The 20838-nt window shown below is 40.0% G+C and carries 23 protein-coding genes and 2 riboswitches; of the genes, 20 read left to right on the top strand and 3 right to left on the bottom strand.

Annotated elements, in window-relative coordinates:
• Positions 1-11 precede the first annotated feature (11 nt).
• The 17 genes from MKY80_RS10415 to MKY80_RS10495 all read left to right on the top strand — a co-directional run bounded on the left by MKY80_RS10415 (position 12) and on the right by MKY80_RS10495 (position 14915).
• A complete protein-coding gene (locus MKY80_RS10415; RefSeq protein ID WP_089984550.1) occupies positions 12-218 on the top strand; it encodes a thymidylate synthase in 207 nt (68 codons plus the stop codon).
• Between the two features lie 113 nt (positions 219-331).
• Complete coding sequence (locus MKY80_RS10420; RefSeq protein ID WP_089984547.1) at positions 332-745, top strand: Rrf2 family transcriptional regulator; 414 nt, start codon at positions 332-334, stop codon at positions 743-745.
• A 71-nt stretch (positions 746-816) separates the two neighbouring features.
• On the top strand, positions 817-1446 hold the full coding sequence (locus MKY80_RS10425) for an NAD(P)-dependent oxidoreductase (protein ID WP_008174856.1): 630 nt from the start codon (positions 817-819) through the stop codon (positions 1444-1446).
• Between the two features lie 281 nt (positions 1447-1727).
• Complete coding sequence (aspA, locus tag MKY80_RS10430) at positions 1728-3149, top strand: aspartate ammonia-lyase (RefSeq protein ID WP_342532870.1); 1422 nt, start codon at positions 1728-1730, stop codon at positions 3147-3149.
• Between the two features lie 164 nt (positions 3150-3313).
• Positions 3314-4558, top strand: coding sequence for a HAMP domain-containing methyl-accepting chemotaxis protein (locus MKY80_RS10435; RefSeq protein WP_171364805.1), 1245 nt, complete (start codon positions 3314-3316; stop codon positions 4556-4558).
• Between the two features lie 467 nt (positions 4559-5025).
• On the top strand, positions 5026-5328 hold the full coding sequence (gene ureA / locus MKY80_RS10440; RefSeq protein WP_012294325.1) for an urease subunit gamma: 303 nt from the start codon (positions 5026-5028) through the stop codon (positions 5326-5328).
• 14 nt (positions 5329-5342) lie between these two features.
• Positions 5343-5711, top strand: a complete 369-nt coding sequence (locus MKY80_RS10445; RefSeq protein WP_008174848.1) for an urease subunit beta — start codon at positions 5343-5345, stop codon at positions 5709-5711.
• On the top strand, positions 5708-7423 hold the full coding sequence (gene ureC, locus MKY80_RS10450) for an urease subunit alpha (protein WP_008174846.1): 1716 nt from the start codon (positions 5708-5710) through the stop codon (positions 7421-7423). Before MKY80_RS10445 ends, ureC begins: the two co-directional genes overlap by 4 nt.
• 52 nt (positions 7424-7475) lie before the next feature.
• Entirely contained in the window at positions 7476-7922 is a 447-nt protein-coding gene (locus tag MKY80_RS10455) for an urease accessory protein UreE (protein ID WP_090001608.1), read from the top strand.
• Positions 7864-8604 carry an urease accessory protein UreF gene (locus MKY80_RS10460; RefSeq protein ID WP_237068820.1) on the top strand — a complete coding sequence of 247 codons (741 nt, stop codon included), beginning with the start codon at positions 7864-7866 and terminating at the stop codon, positions 8602-8604. The genes MKY80_RS10455 and MKY80_RS10460 overlap by 59 nt, the downstream gene beginning before the upstream one ends.
• A gap of 17 nt (positions 8605-8621) precedes the next feature.
• Positions 8622-9251 (top strand): urease accessory protein UreG, encoded by a 630-nt coding sequence (ureG, locus tag MKY80_RS10465; protein ID WP_008174842.1) that lies wholly within the window; start codon positions 8622-8624, stop codon positions 9249-9251.
• On the top strand, positions 9244-10050 hold the full coding sequence (locus MKY80_RS10470; RefSeq protein WP_008174841.1) for an urease accessory protein UreD: 807 nt from the start codon (positions 9244-9246) through the stop codon (positions 10048-10050). Before ureG ends, MKY80_RS10470 begins: the two co-directional genes overlap by 8 nt.
• A gap of 28 nt (positions 10051-10078) precedes the next feature.
• Positions 10079-11665, top strand: coding sequence for an ABC transporter substrate-binding protein (locus tag MKY80_RS10475; RefSeq protein ID WP_237068821.1), 1587 nt, complete (start codon positions 10079-10081; stop codon positions 11663-11665).
• Positions 11655-12623, top strand: coding sequence for an ABC transporter permease (locus tag MKY80_RS10480; protein ID WP_089984537.1), 969 nt, complete (start codon positions 11655-11657; stop codon positions 12621-12623). Before MKY80_RS10475 ends, MKY80_RS10480 begins: the two co-directional genes overlap by 11 nt.
• Positions 12620-13432, top strand: coding sequence for an ABC transporter permease (locus MKY80_RS10485; protein WP_342532878.1), 813 nt, complete (start codon positions 12620-12622; stop codon positions 13430-13432). The genes MKY80_RS10480 and MKY80_RS10485 overlap by 4 nt, the downstream gene beginning before the upstream one ends.
• Positions 13425-14171 (top strand): ABC transporter ATP-binding protein, encoded by a 747-nt coding sequence (locus tag MKY80_RS10490; protein ID WP_008174832.1) that lies wholly within the window; start codon positions 13425-13427, stop codon positions 14169-14171. The genes MKY80_RS10485 and MKY80_RS10490 overlap by 8 nt, the downstream gene beginning before the upstream one ends.
• A gap of 33 nt (positions 14172-14204) precedes the next feature.
• Complete coding sequence (locus tag MKY80_RS10495) at positions 14205-14915, top strand: dipeptide/oligopeptide/nickel ABC transporter ATP-binding protein (protein ID WP_342532882.1); 711 nt, start codon at positions 14205-14207, stop codon at positions 14913-14915.
• A gap of 99 nt (positions 14916-15014) precedes the next feature.
• On the opposite strand, the gene MKY80_RS10500 is transcribed toward MKY80_RS10495, so the two are convergent.
• Complete coding sequence (locus MKY80_RS10500) at positions 15015-15347, bottom strand: hypothetical protein (protein ID WP_239355093.1); 333 nt, start codon at positions 15345-15347, stop codon at positions 15015-15017.
• A 100-nt stretch (positions 15348-15447) separates the two neighbouring features.
• On the opposite strand from MKY80_RS10500, the gene MKY80_RS10505 reads away from it, so the two are divergent.
• A complete protein-coding gene (locus tag MKY80_RS10505) occupies positions 15448-15831 on the top strand; it encodes a PH domain-containing protein (protein WP_008174827.1) in 384 nt (127 codons plus the stop codon).
• Between the two features lie 145 nt (positions 15832-15976).
• On the opposite strand, the gene MKY80_RS10510 is transcribed toward MKY80_RS10505, so the two are convergent.
• Positions 15977-16384, bottom strand: a complete 408-nt coding sequence (locus MKY80_RS10510; protein ID WP_089984530.1) for a hypothetical protein — start codon at positions 16382-16384, stop codon at positions 15977-15979.
• A gap of 363 nt (positions 16385-16747) precedes the next feature.
• Here MKY80_RS10510 and MKY80_RS10515 point away from each other — a divergent pair, with 363 nt between their 5' ends.
• Positions 16748-16981: a hypothetical protein gene (locus MKY80_RS10515; RefSeq protein ID WP_171364808.1), complete on the top strand. Its 234-nt coding sequence runs from the start codon at positions 16748-16750 to the stop codon at positions 16979-16981.
• A 229-nt stretch (positions 16982-17210) separates the two neighbouring features.
• Positions 17211-17395, top strand: a riboswitch (cobalamin riboswitch).
• A 232-nt stretch (positions 17396-17627) separates the two neighbouring features.
• Positions 17628-18386, top strand: a complete 759-nt coding sequence (locus MKY80_RS10520; protein WP_342532883.1) for a hypothetical protein — start codon at positions 17628-17630, stop codon at positions 18384-18386.
• Positions 18387-18491: 105 nt separating this feature from the next.
• On the opposite strand, the gene MKY80_RS10525 is transcribed toward MKY80_RS10520, so the two are convergent.
• Positions 18492-20432: a TetM/TetW/TetO/TetS family tetracycline resistance ribosomal protection protein gene (locus MKY80_RS10525; RefSeq protein ID WP_089984469.1), complete on the bottom strand. Its 1941-nt coding sequence runs from the start codon at positions 20430-20432 to the stop codon at positions 18492-18494.
• A 176-nt stretch (positions 20433-20608) separates the two neighbouring features.
• Positions 20609-20796: riboswitch (cobalamin riboswitch) on the top strand.
• Positions 20797-20838: the final 42 nt, after the last annotated feature.

Consider the following 20838-nt stretch of genomic DNA (forward strand, 5'->3'; position numbering starts at 1 on the left):
GGTGTTTTTTTATGAACGTAATCTTTATAGATTCAGTCACGGGTGATGAATTATTGCACATGGTATCACACGACGTGGCAGGTATACTTGCGGCAGCACAGGGGGAAAGCGTGACTTTTCCAGTAGGTCATTTTAAATATGAATTTCATAATTTAGATTTTTATGATGACAATGGGCAAATACGGCAGGAACTAGTGATTTATGTCAATAAAATCTAAATGTATGTATAGATAAGTCAAGAAACGGAACTATAAAAACAGGTAGCGAAAAGCAATGTGCTTGCTTTTTTATTTACCTGTAACTATAATAGTTACAACAGGTGGTGATACATATGGTGAACAGTCGATTTTCGGTGGCGATCCATATTCTTTCGCTAATTGCTACAACATCTGATAAAAGCTTACTTACGTCCGATTTTATCGCTGGAAGTGTAAATACAAATCCAGTGGTCATAAGACGTATGATTGGTGTTCTGAAAAAGGCAGGCTTACTTTTATCACATTCAGGGGTTGCGGGGTATGAGCTTTTAGTGGAACCAAAGAATTTAACACTTTTAGCAATTTATCAAGCAATCGATGGGCCAGAACAGCTTTTTGCGATTCATGATGAGCCGAATCCAGCGTGTGCAGTGGGACGAGAAATCCAACATACTTTGGAAGATGTGTACACATCTATTTGGCAGGCAATGGAAGCACAGCTACAGGCACAGACTTTGCAGGATGTGCTAGATCAGCTTCGTACTTAAGCGAAGATGGTCTATCTGTATCTAACCTGTAACTAAAATGGTTACAACTATATATTAAGGAGGAACATACAATGAAAATTGCTGTCATTGGTGCAACAGGTAAAGCAGGACAAAAAATAGTAGAGGAAGCGGTGCAACGTGGTCATGAGGTAACAGCTATCGTTCGTTCTGCCGCAAAAGTAACAACAGCTATCCCCGTAATAGAAAAAGACGTGTTTCAATTAACACAGGATGACGTGAAAGACTTCGATGCAGTAGTGAATGCGTTTGGCGCACCAGCTGGTCAGGAAGATTTACATGTGAAAGCGGGTCGTCATTTAATCGAAATTTTCCGAGACATTGATACAAAATTATTGGTTGTGGGAGGGGCAGGTAGTCTTTTTGTAGACCCTGAAAAACAAATCCGTGTAATGGAAACGCCTGATTTCCCAGCTATGTTCCTAGCAACTGCGCAAAATCAAGGACAAAATCTACAAGACCTACAACAATCTGCTATCCATTGGACATTTTTAAGTCCATCTGCATTTTTTGATCCAGAAGGTCCACGTACAGGTCACTATACAACAGGAGTCGATCATTTATTAGTAAATGAAGCTGGTGAAAGCTATGTAAGCTACGCAGATTATGCAGTGGCAGTATTGGATGAGCTTGAAAATCCTCAGCATCAAAATAGCCGTTTTACTGTAACTTCGAATAAATAATAGAAGAATGAACAAACCAATAGAATGGACCTAATCGGTTTATTCTATTGGTTTTTTTGATTCACAATGAAATTTTTAACGCTATCGCATACAGTTGCCTAATTATTTTGTATCGAACCTTTATCCGCTAATAATGCTAGGGCATTATTAAAATGTGCTCGGTTTTTAGCGATTTCTTTGCTTTTTTGAAGGATTTTTTTCGTTTACAGAAAAATGACTGTTTACAATACGACTTTTATTAGCTACTATCAAGTGTGAGTATTACATAAAAGGAGACGACAATGATGTCAACACAACGTATAGAAAAAGATTTTTTAGGTGAGCGCGTATTACCAGCAGAGGCTTATTACGGAATTCAAACACTACGTGCAACGGAAAACTTCCCGATTACAGGCTACACAATTCACTCTTCACTTATTAAGGCTATGGGGATTGTGAAGAAAGCAGCTGCGTTAAGTAATATGGAAGTACACCTATTATCAAAAGAAATTGGTGAGGCAATTGTCGGAGCAGCGCAAGAAGTAATTGATGGCAAATGGGATGCAGAATTCCTTGTAGACCCAATCCAAGGTGGAGCAGGTACATCCATCAATATGAATGCAAACGAAGTCATCGCCAACCGTGCCCTAGAAATTTTAGGGAAAGAAAAAGGTGACTATCATACAGTAAGTCCAAACAGTCATGTCAATATGTCACAATCAACAAACGATGCTTTCCCAACAGCCATTCATATCGCTGTGTTAAATTTAATAGATGAATTATTAGAAACGATGGACTATATGCAATCCGTTTTCCATCAAAAAGCAGAGCAATTTGCACATGTCATTAAAATGGGACGGACGCATTTACAGGACGCAGTGCCAATTCGCTTAGGACAAGAGTTCGAAGCTTATTGCCGTGTCATCAACCGTGATATTGTACGTATTCGTCAAACACGTCCAAACTTATATGATGTAAATATGGGCGCAACTGCAGTAGGTACAGGCTTAAATGCTTTCCCAGATTATATTAAATCTGTAGATGAGCATCTTGCAGAAATCTCTGGTTTACCATTAAAGGGTGCGACACATTTAGTTGATGCTACACAAAATACAGATGCTTATACAGAAGTATCTGGTGCGTTAAAAATTTGTATGATCAATATGTCGAAAATTGCAAATGACTTACGCTTAATGGCTTCTGGTCCACGTGCCGGCTTAGGGGAAATCCTTTTACCAGCTCGCCAACCAGGTTCTTCGATCATGCCAGGTAAAGTAAACCCTGTGATGCCAGAAGTACTGAATCAAGTGGCTTTCCAAGTGATTGGTAACGACCATACAATTTCATTAGCTTCTGAAGCTGGTCAATTAGAGTTAAATGTTATGGAGCCGGTATTAGTATTTAACCTAATTCAATCTATCAGCATTATGAATAATGTTTTCCGTGCGTTTACAGAAAACTGCTTAAAAGATATTGAAGCAAATGAAGAACGTATGAAAGAATATGTAGAGAAAAGTGTAGGGGTACTAACTGCTGTGAACCCTCATATTGGCTATGAAGTTGCTGCTCGTCTTGCACGTGAAGCGATTCTAACAGGTCGTTCAATCCGTGAGCTTTGTATTGAAGCGGGTGTTTTAACAAAAGAACAACTGGACCTAATTTTAGATCCTTATGAAATGACACATCCAGGTATCGCTGGCTCAAGTATCATGAATTTAAAATAATTAAATTATAGGGACTGTAGGTATGCCTTTGTGGCTGTCTACAGTCTTTTTTTATGCGCTTTTTAGAACTTTACTCATATAAAAGGGGCTTTTTCTTATGTTTTTTAGGATTATTCAACTATAATAATGGTATGGAAGTAATATTTTAGTTGGGGGAATTTGTTATGAGTTTACGAAATAAGAGTTTACTTGGCTTTTCAGCTTTAAATGTGTTAATGATTATTATTTTATTTTTAGATTTGGCCAATGTAACAACATTAGAATGGCTTGCAACCGTTTTAACCATCTTGGGAATTGCCATTACACTTTCGTACACGGTCTATGTCCATTTTAAAGTGATACAGCCTATTAAACAGTTAACGGAGGCTGCTCAAGGGATTACCTCAGGCAAATTGGATACAGTTGTCATTGAGGTACATGATAATGGGGAAATCTCTCAGCTAGCACAATCTTTTTTAGATATGAAAAATCAATTACGAACAATGACACAAAAAATTGCGAATAGCTCTACGGATTTATCGACAAGTATTGAAGAACTATCAGCAAGTACGAGTGAAATTACGCTAGCTGTGGAAGAAGTAGATCAGCAGATAGAGAAAACATCAGATGGCTTGAAGCAAGCTGCACAATCCGCTAGTGAAAGTGCCCATGCGATGCAAGAAACTGTCGATGGAATTGAACGTATTACCGTTGCTACACAGGATGTTTTTAGTCATGCGAAAGAGGCCAATGAAATTGCCGGAAACGGGGTAGCCATTTTACATGTAGCAAAGGAACAAATGCAATTTATTTCATCATCAACTGACAAAACAAGTAGTCTGATGCAGCAACTATCCACTAAAATGTCAGATATTAAATCGATGACCGATATGATTACAGCAATTACTGATCAAACCAATCTATTAGCTTTAAATGCTGCCATTGAAGCCGCACGGGCTGGAGAACATGGTAAAGGCTTTGCAGTAGTAGCAGAAGAGGTCCGACAATTAGCTGAGCAATCGAAGCATTCTGCTACGCAAATTGTTGACTTAGTAGTAGGCATTGAACATGATACAAAACAAGTCGCTTCATCGGTGGAGGAGGATTTGAAAAATGTTCAGCAAGGTGTTTATGTCATTGATGAGGCGACAAAATCATTCGGGACGATCACACAGCATGTAAGTCGCATGAATAACCAGCTTGAAGACATTTCCGCAACAGCCGAACAGCTTTCCAGTAGCGCAAATGAAGTGGCATCTACGGTCATAACTATTGCAGATGGAATGGGTAGATTATCGAATTACACCGAAGCTGTTTTGCAGTCAATGGATGAGCAAACTGCCTCCATGCAAGCTGTCAATCACGTCACACAGGATTTAAGTGTGCAGGCTGATAGTTTACAAAAATTAACCAATCAATTCGGTGCTTAAGAGGCCCGTGGGAAATTTCAAGGGTTTATAGCCCTGAAATAATGATTCGAAACAAATAAATTTACAAGTTTTTTAGTATAATTTTATTGTTCCTTTACTCCATAGGATAAGAGGCTTTTTTACAGTTGACCAATTTTCTGTAAAATAAGCCTCTTTTTTTATGAATTATTTATAAAACTTGTAAATTCACAGATAAATAAAAATGTTGAATTTTTTAATTTAGTTTCTTATAATGGACTAGCTGTTACCTCTATTACTCACTTCAACTATTGCAACCCGCGTTCGCCGGGTCAACAAGTCATTTCTATTTCTCTTCGCATATCCCTTGCGAAATCATAATTTGTAAGACAACAATTAAATGCTAAAAAAACTAAATGGTATTAAAAAGCTCATCCAATTGAAAGGAAGTATGCTTCGAAAAATATTATTGAAAGATAATTCTGAATATAGGAAAGAGAGAGATTGATTTGAAGCTATCACCAGTAGAACAAGAAAAACTACTCCTCCATGTGGCAGGAGAACTTGCGCTGAAAAGAAAAGCTCGCGGTTTAAAGCTAAATTATCCAGAAGCTGTTGCCCTTATTAGTAGTTTCATCATGGAGGGTGCTAGAGATGGAAAAACTGTAGCACAGCTAATGAGTGAAGCTAAGCATGTTCTGACAGCAGAGGACGTAATGGAAGGTGTCGGTGACATGATTTCAGATGTACAGGTAGAATGTACCTTCCCAGATGGGACAAAACTTGTCACAGTTCACCGTCCAATTCAGTAAAGGAGTGTTGGCAGATGATTCCTGGAGAAATTCGACCAAAAAATGGTGTGATTGAAATCAATGTGGGCAGGGCAACAAAAAAGGTTTTAGTAGCCAATACAGGTGACCGTCCAATTCAAGTAGGTTCACATTTTCATTTTATCGAAGTGAATCGATTTCTAGAATTTAATCGTGAAGATGCAATCGGTATGCATTTAAATATTCCATCAGGGACGGCAGTTCGCTTTGAACCTGGGGAAGAAAAAGAAGTAGAGCTTGTCGAATTTGGTGGGAAACAACATGTCTTTGGCTTAAATAAGCTAACAGAAGGGTCAACTCACCATAAAGATGAAATTTTAGACAAGGCAATTGAAGGTGGCTTTAAAGGAGCGGAAGAAAAATGAAGGTAACACATGAAGCTTACGCGAAAATGTTCGGTCCTACAGTTGGCGACAAAGTGCGTTTAGCCGATACGGATTTGTGGATCGAAATTGAGAAGGACTATACATCCTATGGAGATGAAGGTGTCTTTGGTGGTGGTAAATCACTGCGTGTTTCAATGGGGCAAAATGGTAAAAATACACGCAATGAAGGTGTGCTAGATACAGTCATTACTAACGTCATCATTATCGATTATACGGGTATTGTGAAAGCTGATATCGGTATTAAAGATGGCCGAATAATTGGTATCGGCAAAGCAGGCAATCCGAATAGTATGGATGGCGTCGATCAGGATATGATTATCGGCGTAGGGACAGAGGTTTATGCAGGGGAAGGGCTTATAGCAACAGCTGGTGCCATTGATACACATATCCACTTCATTAGTCCCGATCAAGTTGAAACAGCCCTATTAGCAGGCACAACAACTTTTATTGGTGGCGGAACAGGACCAGCAGCAGGTTCAAAGGCGACAAGCTTAACTGCTGGTGAATGGCATCTACATCGCATGTTACAGGCTGTGGAAGGCTTCCCAATGAATGTTGGATTACTTGCAAAAGGTAGTGCCTCGGACCCAGCACCAATTATCGAGCAAGTTCGTGCGGGTGCCATCGGATTGAAGATTCATGAGGACTGGGGGGCAACACCTTCCGCACTGGACCAAAGCTTAACCGTTGCAGACGAGTACGATATTCAAGTAGCCTTGCACTCCGATACATTAAATGAAGCAGGATTTGTGGAAGATACAATCAATGCCATCGATGGCCGTGTTATTCATATTTTCCATACAGAAGGTGCTGGTGGTGGACACGCGCCTGATCAGCTAGTAATGGCATCTTTACCAAATATTTTGCCAGCCTCGACGAACCCTACGAAACCATTTACGACGAACACGATTGATGAGCATTTAGATATGCTGATGGTATGTCATCACTTAAAGCATGATGTGCCAGAAGATGTCGCATTCGCAGATTCACGTATCAGACCTGAAACGATTGCTGCAGAAGATATTATGCAGGACTTAGGAATATTGAGCATCATGTCTTCGGATTCACAGGCGATGGGTCGTGTGGGAGAGGTGACGATACGGACGTTCCAAACAGCAGACAAAATGAAAAAGCAACGTGGACCTTTGCCACAGGATGAGGGCAAGGAACACGATAATTATCGCGTCAAGCGCTATATGGCGAAGCTAAATATTAACCCAGCAATCGCACATGGTATTAGCCATGAAGTTGGTTCACTGGAAGAAGGGAAATTAGCCGATATTGTTTTATGGGAACCAGCGTTCTTTGGCGTAAAGGCAGAAGTGGTCATCAAAGCTGGTATTGCCGTTTATGGTATTACAGGTGATCCAAATGCATCCATTCCAACACCGCAGCCAATGAAAGGGCGGCAGACTTATGGCTTCTATGGACAAGGTCCTCAAAATTGTGGTATGACATTTTTACCGAAAATTGCGGTAGAAGAAGGATTGCCAGAAAAATTAGGCTTAAAACGAATGATTGGGACGGTTTCGAATTGCCGAAATATTCGTAAATCTGATATGAAGCTTAATAACGAGACGCCAGAAATTGATGTGAACCCAGAAACATATGAAGTAAAAATTGATGGTGAATTAGCAACATGTGAGCCGGTAGATGTACTACCAATGGCTCAACGATATTTCTTATTCTAAGCAATTAAAGTGAGAGTAACAGCCAATAAAAAGACAATGAGGTGCTAAACATATGTTAATCGAAAAAATTATTGGGAATATTGCCCACGAAGAAGAACATCAACAAAAGACAACAGAATGGATTGAGCTAGAATGGGAGGAATTAAGCAAACGAATTCTTCGCACAGAAACAGATCAAGGTACAGACATTGCTTTACGACTAGAAGGTGATGAACCATTAAAATATGGTGATTTATTATTTGAGGATGATCACCTTCGTATAGCAATTCGTACAAAATTAGAGACTGTCATTGTTATTACGCCCAAAGACATGCATGAAATGGGAAAATCAGCTTTCGAATTAGGAAATCGTCATACGCCTTGCCTCATTGAAAACAATGAAATCATCGTACGAGCAGATCATACGATAAATCCATTATTAGATGAAATAGGGGTGCACTATGAAACAACAGAAAGACGTTTCAAGCAGCCATTCAAATACCGTGGACACTCTCACTAATTTATCGATACTGCAACTTTTACAAATTCATGATTCGGCATTCCCAATAGGTTCATATACACATTCCTACGGTATGGAAACGTATATTCAAGAAGATTTCATTCGTACAAAGGAACAATTAATCGAATTTTGTCAGGGCTATTTATTTCATAATTTAGTGCACGGAGATGCGATTCTTATTCAAGAAGCATTCCATGCAGCAAAAGACAGAGATATTGCTCGTCTTACAGAGCTCGATGAACTTTGTGGGGCTATGAAGCTTGCTAAGGAATCTAAAGAGGCGAGTGTCAATGTAGGGAAGCAATTTGTGCGAACTGTGACACCGCTTATGGAATACCCTTTTTTATCGCAGTGGAAGGAGAGAATCGAGCGTGAAGAAGTGAAGGGACATTACGCCGTGATTTATGGAATCTATTGCGAGGCGCTAGGTGTCAATGTTTTTCACGCAGTGATGACCTTTATGTATGCATCAATTAGCGGCCTAGTACAAAATGCTGTACGTGCAGTACCGTTTGGTCAGAATACAGGTGTCCAAGCATTGAATGAGCTATTGATTTCCGTAGAAGAAGCAGCGCAAACAGTGATGTCATTAACGATGGATGATTTAACGAATAATGCGTTAGGGATTGAATTGGCATCCATGAAACATGAGTTTTTATATTCCAGATTATTTATTTCATAGAAAGAGAGAGGATAACAATGAAACCAATACGTATTGGTATCGGCGGCCCAGTTGGGTCAGGAAAAACATCTTTAGTAGATCAATTAACACGTGTGATGCATGAGCATTATCATGTAGCGGTTATCACAAATGATATTTATACAAGAGAAGACGCTCAATATTTAATAACGAATGGTGTTTTAGAGGAAGAGCGTATTATTGGGGTGGAAACAGGTGGTTGTCCTCATACAGCTATTCGTGAGGATGCATCGATGAATTTTGCAGCGATTGATGATTTAAATAAACGCTTCCAAGATTTAGATATTATTTTCATTGAAAGTGGTGGCGATAATTTATCTGCAACATTTAGTCCTGAGCTAGTGCATGGCTATATTTACGTAATTGATGTGGCAGAAGGACAGGATATCCCACGTAAAGGCGGTCCAGCGCTAACGCGTTCAGACTTACTACTAATCAATAAAACATCATTGGCGCCTCATGTTGGGGTTGATCTAGAAATAATGGATCAGGATGTGAAAAAAATGCGTGGTGGCCGTCCATATATTTTTGCAGATGTTCGTTCACAAACGAATGTAGATAAGGTGGTTGAATGGATTCAGCACCATATGCTACTTGAAGGTGCCGAAGCTGTTGACAACCATGCTTAATCAACAAAAGATCAATCATTTCGGCAAATTAGAAATGGCCTTTGAGCCTAGGAGGGGCTATACACGACTAGTTCATGTGTACCAGCAGCCTCCCTTAAAGGCTAGCCGTGAATTATATGAAGGTAGTGATCCAACTGCCACAGTATTTTTGATGGAATCCTCTGGTGGGATGGTAGCGGGAGACCGCAATGAAATCGATGTCAAACTGGCACCAGAAAGCCGAGTAAGACTTAAGCAACAATCAGCATTGAAAATCTATCCTTCGCATACAGGTGATCATTGTACCCAGGCTATAACGGTTGAAATTGCTGATGAGGCACGGTTAGAATGGCTTCCTGAAGTGACCATTCCATTTGAACGAGCCAAGTTTCAAGCGTATACAACTATTCACATGAAGGAGAGCTCGACATTAATTTGGGGTGAAATTATCGCACCAGGCCGAGAAATGCGGGGAGAAGTCTTTGATTATCAAGACTACCAATCTAAATATAAGGTTTATGTAGAGAATAAACTTATAGCGTTTGATTCCATCCATTTTAAACCACAGGAAATGAATTTTGCAGCGCTTGGCTTGCTCGAAAAGGCACTCTATATCGGTTCCTTATGGATTGTGTCACCACTTGTGAAAAATATGAACATGAGAGATTTACAGGCTTTGATTCAACAGGAGCAATCTCTTCAGGCAAGCGTAACAAAGCTAACAGATCAGGCGATTCATTGTAGATGGCTCGCCAAAGAGCAACGAACACTTCACAAGGAAATAAATCGTATGTTTGAACATATGACAGCATTACTGTAATTTCTGCTGTGATAAAGGAGATAGTGAATTGAAAAAGTTTTCAGTATGGATACTTCTAATGATACTTTGTCTTGCAGGCTGTTCGAAAGAGTCCAGTCAAGGCGAGGAGAAACAGTCAACTGCTTCGTCAGCTTCTCAGGCGAATGAGCTTGTTTTTGCCTCAGAGTCAGAGTTTGCAGGTTTAAATCCTCTTTTAGAGGAAACGAATGTGGATGCCTTTTTATTTAGAGGTTTGATGCGTTTTGATGAACAAAATGTACCTGTATTTGATATTGCTAAAAGTATTAATATATCAGATGACCAGATGACTTATACAATTGTGTTGAATGATCATGTGACATTTCATGATGGGCAGGCTTTAACAGTCGACGATATTATTTTCACCATTGAAAGTATTCTTGACGATGCAAACGGCTCCTATTTAAAATCTGATTTTACCCATGTGACGGGCATGAAAAAAATCGACGACACGACAATGACCCTCCAATTAGATGAACCATTTACGCCGATGCTAGACAAACTAACTGTGCCTATTTTGCCAAAGCATGCCTTCGAAGGACAGGAAATGAGAACCGCACCATTTAATCAACAACCAATCGGTGCCGGTCCTTATATGTTTGAACAATGGGATAAAGGGACAAGCTTGACACTCAAAGCATTTCCTACTTTTTATGGTACAAAAGCTTCAATTGAACAAGTCATTTTTAAATTTATCCCTGATAGCAATGTGCGTGCCTTACAGCTAAAATCTGGTGAGGTTGATATTGCATTACTTGATCCAAATCAGGTTGAGGAACTATCAAAAGTAGAACATTTAAAAATGTACGAGGTTGAATCCGCCGATTATCGCGGCGTTCTATTCAATATGCAGTATCCGATTTGGAAGGATGTTTCACTAAGAAAGGCGATTAGCTATGCAACGGATCGTGCTGGCATCGTAAAAGGTATTTTACATGGCTACGGCACAGAAGCTTATTCGCCACTACAAAAACATAATTTTGTGAATGAAAAAATCGAACATTATACTTACGATGTAAAAAAAGCAAATGAGCTGCTCGAGCAAGCAGGCTGGCAATTAGCTGATGACGGTTTCCGCTATAAAGATGGCCAAAAATTAACATTTACCATTACCGCGCCCATTACTGATACTGTGCGTGTGAATATGGCCAATTATGTGGCGGAGGGCTATAAAGCTGTTGGGGCAGATGTGAAAGTGGCTGCACTGGATTGGAGCAATATTGTTATTGAAGAAACAGAAGCCTTTATGGTTGGATGGGGAAGTCCATATGATGCGGACCATCATACGTACAGCCTTTTCCATTCTGGAGAATCCAGTCTCACGAGTGCTGGCTATAATTACGGCAGCTATGCCAATGCAAAAGTAGACGCATTGCTAGAGGAAGGCCGTACTACGGTCGATCCTGAGCAACGTAAGAGAGTCTATATGGCATTGCAGGAGGAGCTAGCTCAAGACCCACCGTTTGCCTACTTTGCTTATGTGGATGCTGTATATGGTATCGATAAACAAATTAGCGGTGTTAAAGAGCGAATTTTAGGTCACCATGGAGCAGGCTTCTTATGGAATGTCGAGGAGTGGAAATGGAATGATCGCTAAATGGCTTGGGAAGCGAGTGATAATGGGGACAATTGTCCTCATTATCGTGAGCTTCCTCTCTTTTTTCATGATGCATACCGCTCCTGGCAATCCCGCAGCAGCGTATTATGGAGGCAATGCCCAAACATTAACGACGGCTGAGAAAGAACGTATTGAACAAGCCTTTGGTCTCGATCAACCCGTATTCTTACAGTATGGGACTTGGTTGGGGGAAGCATTACAAGGTAATTTAGGGTACTCAGCTAAAGAAGGAAGACCTGTCTTGACGATTTTACTTGAGCGCTTACCGAATACGCTACAGCTCGTTATTTTAACGTTAGTCCTTGTAACCATTGCCTCTATTTGGCTTGGCTTACAGGCTGGCATGAGGGAGGGCTCATTACTCGACCGTGGACTTTCTATCTTTAGTATTGCTAGCTCCGCGATACCCCCATTTTGGCTAGGCATATTATTCATTATGGTCTTTTCCATAACATTAGGTTGGTTTCCGTCTTCGGGAATGAATGATGTGCGGGGCGATGGAGGGTTCGTGGATCGTTTATATCATATGGCACTCCCGCTAACAGTCCTCGTTATTTCCCATGTTGGCATCTTTGCCCGTTTTTTGCAGGATAGTGTAAAAGTAGAGAATCATAGCTACTATGTACAAGTGGCACGTGCGAATGGAGTATCTGAACGTGAAATTCGAACTATGATTTTACGAAATGCTGTCATTCCTTATATTAACTATGTCGGTGTGACCATCCCATCATTTTTCGGAGGCTCCATTGTAGTCGAAACATTATTTGGTTGGTCAGGATTAGGACAGCTTTTGGTAAAATCCGTCATGCTCAAGGATTTTCCCGTTTTAATGGGGGCTATATTGATCATCGGCGTTGTTGTGGTCATCTGTTTATTTGTCATTGATATTCTGATGATTGGCTTGAACCCTCGATTAAGAAGAGGGGGATTTGTATGAGAAAACAGCGGAAGTACCCGATCTTTTGGCTTGTGCTTTTAGCTCTCATTTGTACAACGACTATTTTTTCTTCATTATTAGCTCCTTTTGAGCCGAATATGATGGATATGAATCAAATTTATCAAGCACCGAATGCCATTCATTTATTAGGAACTGACCAGCTAGGGAGAGATGTTCTTTCGCGCTTATTAGTCGGAGGAAAGGTAACGCTCCTCATTGCCACTGTGTCCGTCGTGCTATCTAGCATAATTGGCATCATTTATGGGGGCATAAGCGGTTATTTCGGCGGTGTCATTGATGCTGTAATGATGCGTATTCTCGAGGCCTGTTTAACCATTCCCTCATTAGTGATCGTCTTAGCTCTACAGGCAATTATGCAGGGCAGTGTGTGGCGAATGGCGATGATTATGGGGATCACGGGATGGTTTGTTACTGCTCGTATCGTCCGCTCTGAGTTTATCCGGTTAAAGGAACAAGAATTTGTGCAGTTGGCGAAAATGTTCCACACGCCGCTGTGGAAAATTCTCTTTGGGCATTTATTGCGTAATTGTATCCCTGCGTTATTTGTGGTGACCATCTTTAATTTTGCTGGGGCTATTTTTACCGAAGTTTCCTTAAGTTTTTTAGGAATTGGTGTCCCCCCAGCTACTCCATCATGGGGAACAATGCTGTACACAGCTCAAAATGATTTACTTGTAGGTGCTTGGTGGATGGGACTTTTCCCTGGGCTGTTAATTTTTATAACGATTTTATGTGTGCAAGTTATTGGAGGTACTTTCAAACAAGGAGGGAGCCGATCGCATGTTTAAGGTTGATAATTTAGCTGTTCGCTTATCCGGCAAATCCCTTATTCAAGGTTTGACTTTTACTGTGCCTAAAGGGCATATTACCGCTATCATTGGTGAGAGTGGTAGTGGCAAAAGTACGACCCTTTCAGCTCTGCTTGGGATGCTGCCAGCACGAGCAAGTATGGAAGGCTCGATTTTATTTAATGAAAAAAACCTCATGGCCATGTCTGAACAGGAGCGTGTGGAGCTACGGAAAAAGCATTTCTTTACCATCTTTCAGGATGCCACGAATAGTTTTTCACCAACTCAAAAAATGAAGCCGCAACTCTATCGGTTGACGGCTTCGAGGGTGGGACATAAGGAAGAGGAATTTTTAAGTAAAATCATGGCTATTTTAAAGGAATTAAACTTACCGGAGGATGTGCTACAACGCTATCCATTTGAGCTTTCTGGCGGTATGCTACAACGCTGCATGCTTGCCTGCGCCTTCTATAATGAACCCGATGTTTTAATGGCAGACGAACCGACCTCTGCTCTAGATATGCTCCATCAACAAGAATTTATCAAATTGCTAAAAAATCTCCATGCCCGCCTTGGGACGACCATTCTCTTCATTACCCATGATTTAGGGGTTGCTAAGATTGCTGATTCCATGCTGGTGATGAAAAATGGTGAAATTGTAGAAAGTGGGCAAGTATCGGAAATTTTTAAGGAGCCCAAGCATCCATATACGAAGCGGCTTGTCGCTCATCATTTTTAGGAGGCGTTGATATTGTTGCTTCATGTTGATCAGGTGAATAAAAGCTATCGAGCAGGACAGCGAATATTGAAGAATATAAACCTAACAGTTGGAAAAGGTGAAATCGTAGGGCTTGTGGGAGAAAGCGGTAGTGGAAAAAGTACTTTGGCCAAACTAATTATGCAGCTAGAAAAGCCTGAAAAAGGGGCTCTGTTTTTTGAAGAGCAATTAATGACGAAGCAAAATCGCTCGTATTTTTATGAAAATTGCCAAATCATTTTTCAAAATGCTACGGCTGCTTTAAACCCCGTGTGGACCGTCAGGGAATTGTTACGCGAGCCCATACAGGTGGCACACAAGTCCTTCACGGACCGCGAAATACAGACAATGCTTGAAATGGTAAAGCTCCCATCAGATATTTTAGAAGCCCTGCCTTCTGAGCTAAGTGGAGGGGAGCGACAACGGGTTAATATACTAAGATCGATTTTAGTCGAACCTCAACTATTAGTATGTGATGAAATCGTTTCGAGCTTAGACCGCTTGATTCAACGAGAGATAATCGATTTATTAGTGACTTTAAATAAAGAAAAAAACATGGCGATTTTATTTATCTCGCATGATTTAAAGGCAGTTTCTTATTTGTGTAATCGCATTTACGTGATGAAATCGGGTGAAATTGTTGATGAGAGCCGTAAATGCGAAGGTGGCTTTGCTTTTACAGACAAGTATGCGCAAATGCTCTTCCAAGCCTTAGAAAACGAATAACATGAAAATAAACCGAAAAACACTTTCCTTATCTGAATGGAAAGTGTTTTTTATTCTTCTTTCAATGATCTGAGTGGGGCGGTCAAATCCTCAGAGGGGCTATAGATTGTATGGGTATCCCTTACGTTCATCCATGTACCAAAGATGAAAGCTATATTGGTTTCCAACCGTATCCACTACTTGTACGTCAAATTGTGGGGCAGCCATATTGACAGTTCCCTCATTTATCACTGCTGTCGTCATTCCTTTATGGAATAGGTTGAGAGAATCCTCATCCTCATATCCTTTTATAAAATCAGTATGCACAGAGCCAAATATAACGCTGTTAGAAATGCTGATCTTAGCCAATTTCTCAACTGCAAGCTCTTCATTCGTACAGCCTAAAACAACAATGGCTAATAGGGACATGACAATGAATAGGTGTGTTCGCAATGAGCCTCCTCCTTATAGAATAAATATTACAAAAACGAGGGTCGTAGCCCAGTTTTCATCATAATATAGTAAACAAACAAAAGCTGAAAGGGGATAAAGCATGGGTTTATTTGATGGATTAATCGGCAATGCAAGCGAGGTGAATTTTGAAAAATTACAGGAGGAGGTCAATGATTTACTAATTCCAAACGAAACCATTAAAAATGCCTATAAAATTATTAGAGACATATTTATTTTTACGAATAAACGATTAATCCTCATTGATAAGCAAGGAGTGACTGGCAAGAAAACGGAATACCATTCCATTCCCTATAAAAATATTGTCCATTTTTCAGTAGAAACGGCTGGTACATTTGATTTAGATGCTGAGCTAAAAATATGGGTATCAGGCAGTTCATTACCCATCCAAAAAAACTTCAATAAGGCGACCAATATTTATAAAGTGCAAAGTGTTTTAGCGCAGTATGTTTTAGGCTCGAATTAATGGTACCTATAGAAACAAAAGCAAAACACATCCAAAGCCCGCATATATGCGAGGCTTTTTTTGTTGTGATTAGAGGACAAATCATAGTGTTAGGTGTAGTTAAAAGTATATGGTAACTTTCGTATTACTTATATTTGGCATTAAACTATTCATTAGTAGAAAGGGGATGAATGTCATACAAGGTGCGAGATTTCTCGATATATTTTACAGTACAGTCGTAGGTTCCTTGTCTAACATCACTAAATTTATCAAAATCTCCAGTGAAATCAAGTTCGCCGTTAATGTCTACAAGTAGTTCGTGGATTGCGGTTCTTCCGTTTGATTCAAACTTTCTTACGGTACATTTACCAGTAACTATTTGAAAATTTTTAGTTTGAATAGCAATAAAATCTTCGATTGACCATACAACAAGAAACAAACATAGGACGCTGAAAAAAGACGCAGTAATTATAACCCCATAAAAATCCTTGTGACTACGTTTATTCTTTATAAAAAAGATTAGGAGAGATGTGCAAATGAGTAGCCCAATTAGTGGGAAGATGATGTCTAACAAAATATATTTCTCCTTTTGAATAACATATAGGCTATTATTCTACAATTATTTTTAATTACTTACTAGTAGAAATAATTTTTTGAAACAGTTTATTTAAGAAGAAAGTCAATCACACAATGTAGTTATTAGAAAGCAAAGCTACAAAGAAATCGAAGCGCTAATTGAAATCTCTCTCGCAACTTTAGCGAGCGAAAGAAGTGAGCAAATAAACTTGATCGATTTTTTGCGTTGAAAGTTCGTGACCCAAAAGTTCTCTATGCTGATCGGTGCTTTATGCTGCTCTGGCCTTACGCACAACTTTTTTTCTTTTTGAAGAACAATAGTTATAATATACACATTAATATTTGTAAAGATGGTGAAACAATGGAACAGATGCTAAAGGAAATAATGTCTCCAAGTAATCAATATAAAGTTCAAATTATAAAACGGAGAGATGGTCTTTTTACAACAGAAGTATATATGTGGCAAGAAGACTGCGGATATGAATTTTGGAGTCCTATTAAAATAGGATTGAGTTTGATTGAAACTGAGGAAGTAGCCGTAACATTAGCCATTGAACAATTAAGACAATACTCTGGTGAAATTATTACTCTGTAGTTACATCACTCAACACTGTCATACGTAGGGAGAATCAGTCAATCGGGTAGATAATTGTTTAGAGTCTTCTAAGTGAAGTTAGTTATTAGTTTGAATATTCTGAAATATCGTAAGATAATAATAAAGAAACTGGAATATTTTATGTTATTTGACATCGGAAATAGACTACCTTACAATTGATTTTAATAGTCTGTAAGGAATGTATAGAACACAGCATTCCTCCACAACTGAATAGCGTGTAGTAATAGGTGTAAATTGCGTGCAATTTGCTTAAAAGGGAAGTCGGTGTGAATCCGACACTGTCCCGCAACTGTAAATGTGAGCGACTTTTCAGCAACCACTGTCAAATGATGGGAAGGGGAAAAGTGGCGATGACCATGAGTCAGGATACCTGCCTAGTTACGAGTACACACCATAAACCTACGAGGAATAGGAGGTGGCATGTTGACAAAACAGAATGCTCTGTTCGTCACAGTACGTCATACGCCCAAAGTTCATGAAAGGGTTCATTTTAGAACTCCTTCACATTTACTTAGGGTTTGTTTGGCATTGTGTGATGAAGCACATTAAAGCGAAGGATTTCCTCAAACATAGTAGGAAGTCCTTTTTGTTTTGAAAATATGTACGCAAAGGGGATGCACATAGGATGAATATTCATGCAACGACAACACAGGAAACGCCTTTTGTAGATATGACGATTTGTAAGCAGTCACGGACAGAAATTGCTAAGAAAGCGAAAACAAGAATGGTGGTCGAATCACTAATTGATCAATTATTAGCAACGAGACTGATTCGCAACAATCGTTTTTTTGAGCAAATCTTATATAATAAAGACATTATTTGGATACAAAATGGGGAGGTAGAAGGCCATCTTTTTGCTCAGGCGAATTTAACGGATCAACTGAAAACGAAGACGAATAGCTTTATGATGTATATGCCAACCAACCCTATTGTTTATGAGGTGAATGGGGAGCAGTACCACTTAATTACACGCATTGATTCAACACGAGCAAAGCCTAATCTTGACCGTCTTTCACAGGAGCCCAATCCAGTGTTAAGCGCTGCACGTGTCAATGATTTACTATGCTCGATTGTCATACGTTTTTATGAAACGTATATGAACGATTTAGAGCAAATTCCTCATCAGGATAAACTAATTGCATTTGCACAGCAGGAATACACGCAGTTTCTTCAAGCCGTTCAGGAATTAAATGATTATCACTTTAATTGGCATCCACGTGGGAACGGCCACGAGCTATTATTAACATTAATTGATCAACTACAAATATTAAAAAGTCAGCCTGGAAAAGTAGTTATCGACTTCACGAATACGCAAGGTTATGTGGTGGTTGAACCTGCCTATCCGGTGCACAAGCCTTCAAAGAAAGCTGTTGGTGCCATATAAAAGCAAGCCCTCCATGAAGCGGAGGGCTTGCTTTATTTTTTGTAGGGATATTCTACCTTCATCTGAAGTACTAGTTCAACAGATTTGCCATGCTAGTACATGAACTTAGCTCTGACAATGCATGGCTGCTTGCGCCTCTTGCCAAGGGACAGAATAGCCTTTACCTTTTGAACAAAAAATGCTGGAAGAACTGTATTCAGGGTCGGCATTTTTATCATAGCCTATTTGAGATATTACTTCTTCTGCATGATGACACACATCATAGCCATCAAATTGGAGGGTAAGCGCACCTTTCCCATTTGTATAGGCGGCAAAAATCGTGCTATAGCTCATGAAGGTCGCTACTGGTGCACGTCCTGTTAATACAACGTCTGTTTCAGTGAGTACAGGGTCGTCGAAGGTGCCAGCAGCCTGTTGAATGTCGGTCATCATACGGCCAATAAAGTCATTGGAAGCCTTCATTTTAAAGCGATAATACGGCTCAAGCAGGACGTTCTGTGCTTGTTCCAGTCCTTGGCGCAGTGCTCGGAAAGTGGCTTCTCGGAAATCACCGCCAGACGTATGTTCATTATGTCCACGTCCCGTTAAAAGCGTAAAATGAATATCTGTTACTGCGTAGCCTGTGAGTAAGCCATGATGATCACGTTCAAACAAATGCTTCTCTACGAGGCGCTGGTTGCCCACTGATAAATCATCTGCATGGCAGGCATTGCTAAAGGTAATGCCAGTCCCACGTTCATTTGGCTGCATTAATAAATGAATTTCTGCATAATGCTTAAGTGGTTCAAAATGTCCGTAGCCTGTAACGGTTGTCGCAATTGTTTCCAAATATAATATTTGCGGCTCTCCAAAAGAGATGTTTAATGTAAAGCGCTTCAATAATACTTCTATCAGTACCTCTAACTGAATGACACCCATTATATGCACATGGATTTCCTGAAACTTTTCCTGCCATACGACACGCAATGATGGCTCCTCGGCCTCTAGTAGACGGAAAATCTTTAATACTTCTTTAATATGTTGCTCACCCTCATATTGAACTTTTGCCTGTAATGTAGGGACAAGCTCATAGGGCTGTGATAGCGTGTTACTGCCAATGCGATCGCCAATGTGTGCCTGGCTGAGCCCTTTAACAGCGAAGATTTCACCAGCCTCAACATGCTGAACAGTTTCAAAACGGCTGCCGTTATAAAGACGAATTTCTGTTACTTTCTCTGTAAGGTCTCCAAACGTAAATTCATCTCGAACATGTAATTTGCCTGTTAAAGCCTTGATGAATGTTAAACGCTGATGGCCATCATGTCGTATTTTAAAGACCTCTCCTTGAAACGGTGCTTCCGGCTCGAAGTGAGTACCCGTTATGAGTGGAAGTTGAGCAATCAATTCTTGAATGCCTTCATCTTTTAATGCCGAACCAGTAAAGCAGGGGAAGGCGGATTCATTTTTAATCATCGATTGTAGGTGCTTCATACACAGGCCATGCTCCAATGCTTCATTCAAAAAGGCATCCAGGAGCTTTTCATCACGCTCCGCCAGCCATTCCATGATTGTGCTGGAAACATAATTCTCCTGAAGTGGTTCATCGACGAATAATACATGTTCCGAGAAATCTTTATGGAGCTGGGTCATCACAGCCCTTACATCTGCTCCGTCACGATCTATTTTATTAATAAAAAAGAATGTAGGGACATGATAGTTTCGTAAAAGCTGCCATACCGTTTCAGTATGACCTTGAATACCCTCTACCGCACTTATAATAATGATGGCATAATCCATGACACGGATGGCACGCTCCATCTCTGGGGAGAAATCGACATGTCCTGGTGTATCAATCAACGTATATGTATCGTCGCCAATAGTCATGCGTCCTTGCTCGGCAAATATCGTAATGCCCCGTTTGCGCTCAAGCTCATGATTATCTAAATAGGCATCCTGATGATCGACACGTCCCCGCGCTTGAATACTATTTGTATGAAAAAGCACTTGCTCAGAAAAGGTTGTTTTTCCTGCATCAACATGAGCAAGAACCCCAATCGTCTTGTACATAATAAATCCTCGTTTCTATAAGTAGCTATCTTCTCATTGTATCAGAATACTAGCACAATTATTTCTTGTAAAATGATTCGTCTTTTTGTCGAAATAGTGCTAATATAATGATGATTATATTTTTTGCATTCTATTACTGATTGCGAATTAACGCATGAACTGCTAGTCTATCAATAGCATAATTAGAACATATTGGTGCAAATGGCATTTGTCATTTGCTTAAAAGGGAAATCGGTGCAATTCCGATGCTGTCCCGCAACTGTAAATGGGGAGTCTATACAGCATGCCACTGTAGTTTAACTATGGGAAGGCGTATAGATGATGAACCTAAGCCAGGATACCTGCCAGTATATGTATGTTAACTAAGAACCACGAGGATGGGGATAGTGATAAAGGTACTAATACC

It is taken from the genome of Lysinibacillus sp. FSL R5-0849, assembly GCF_038595075.1.
Taxonomy (GTDB): domain Bacteria; phylum Bacillota; class Bacilli; order Bacillales_A; family Planococcaceae; genus Lysinibacillus; species Lysinibacillus fusiformis.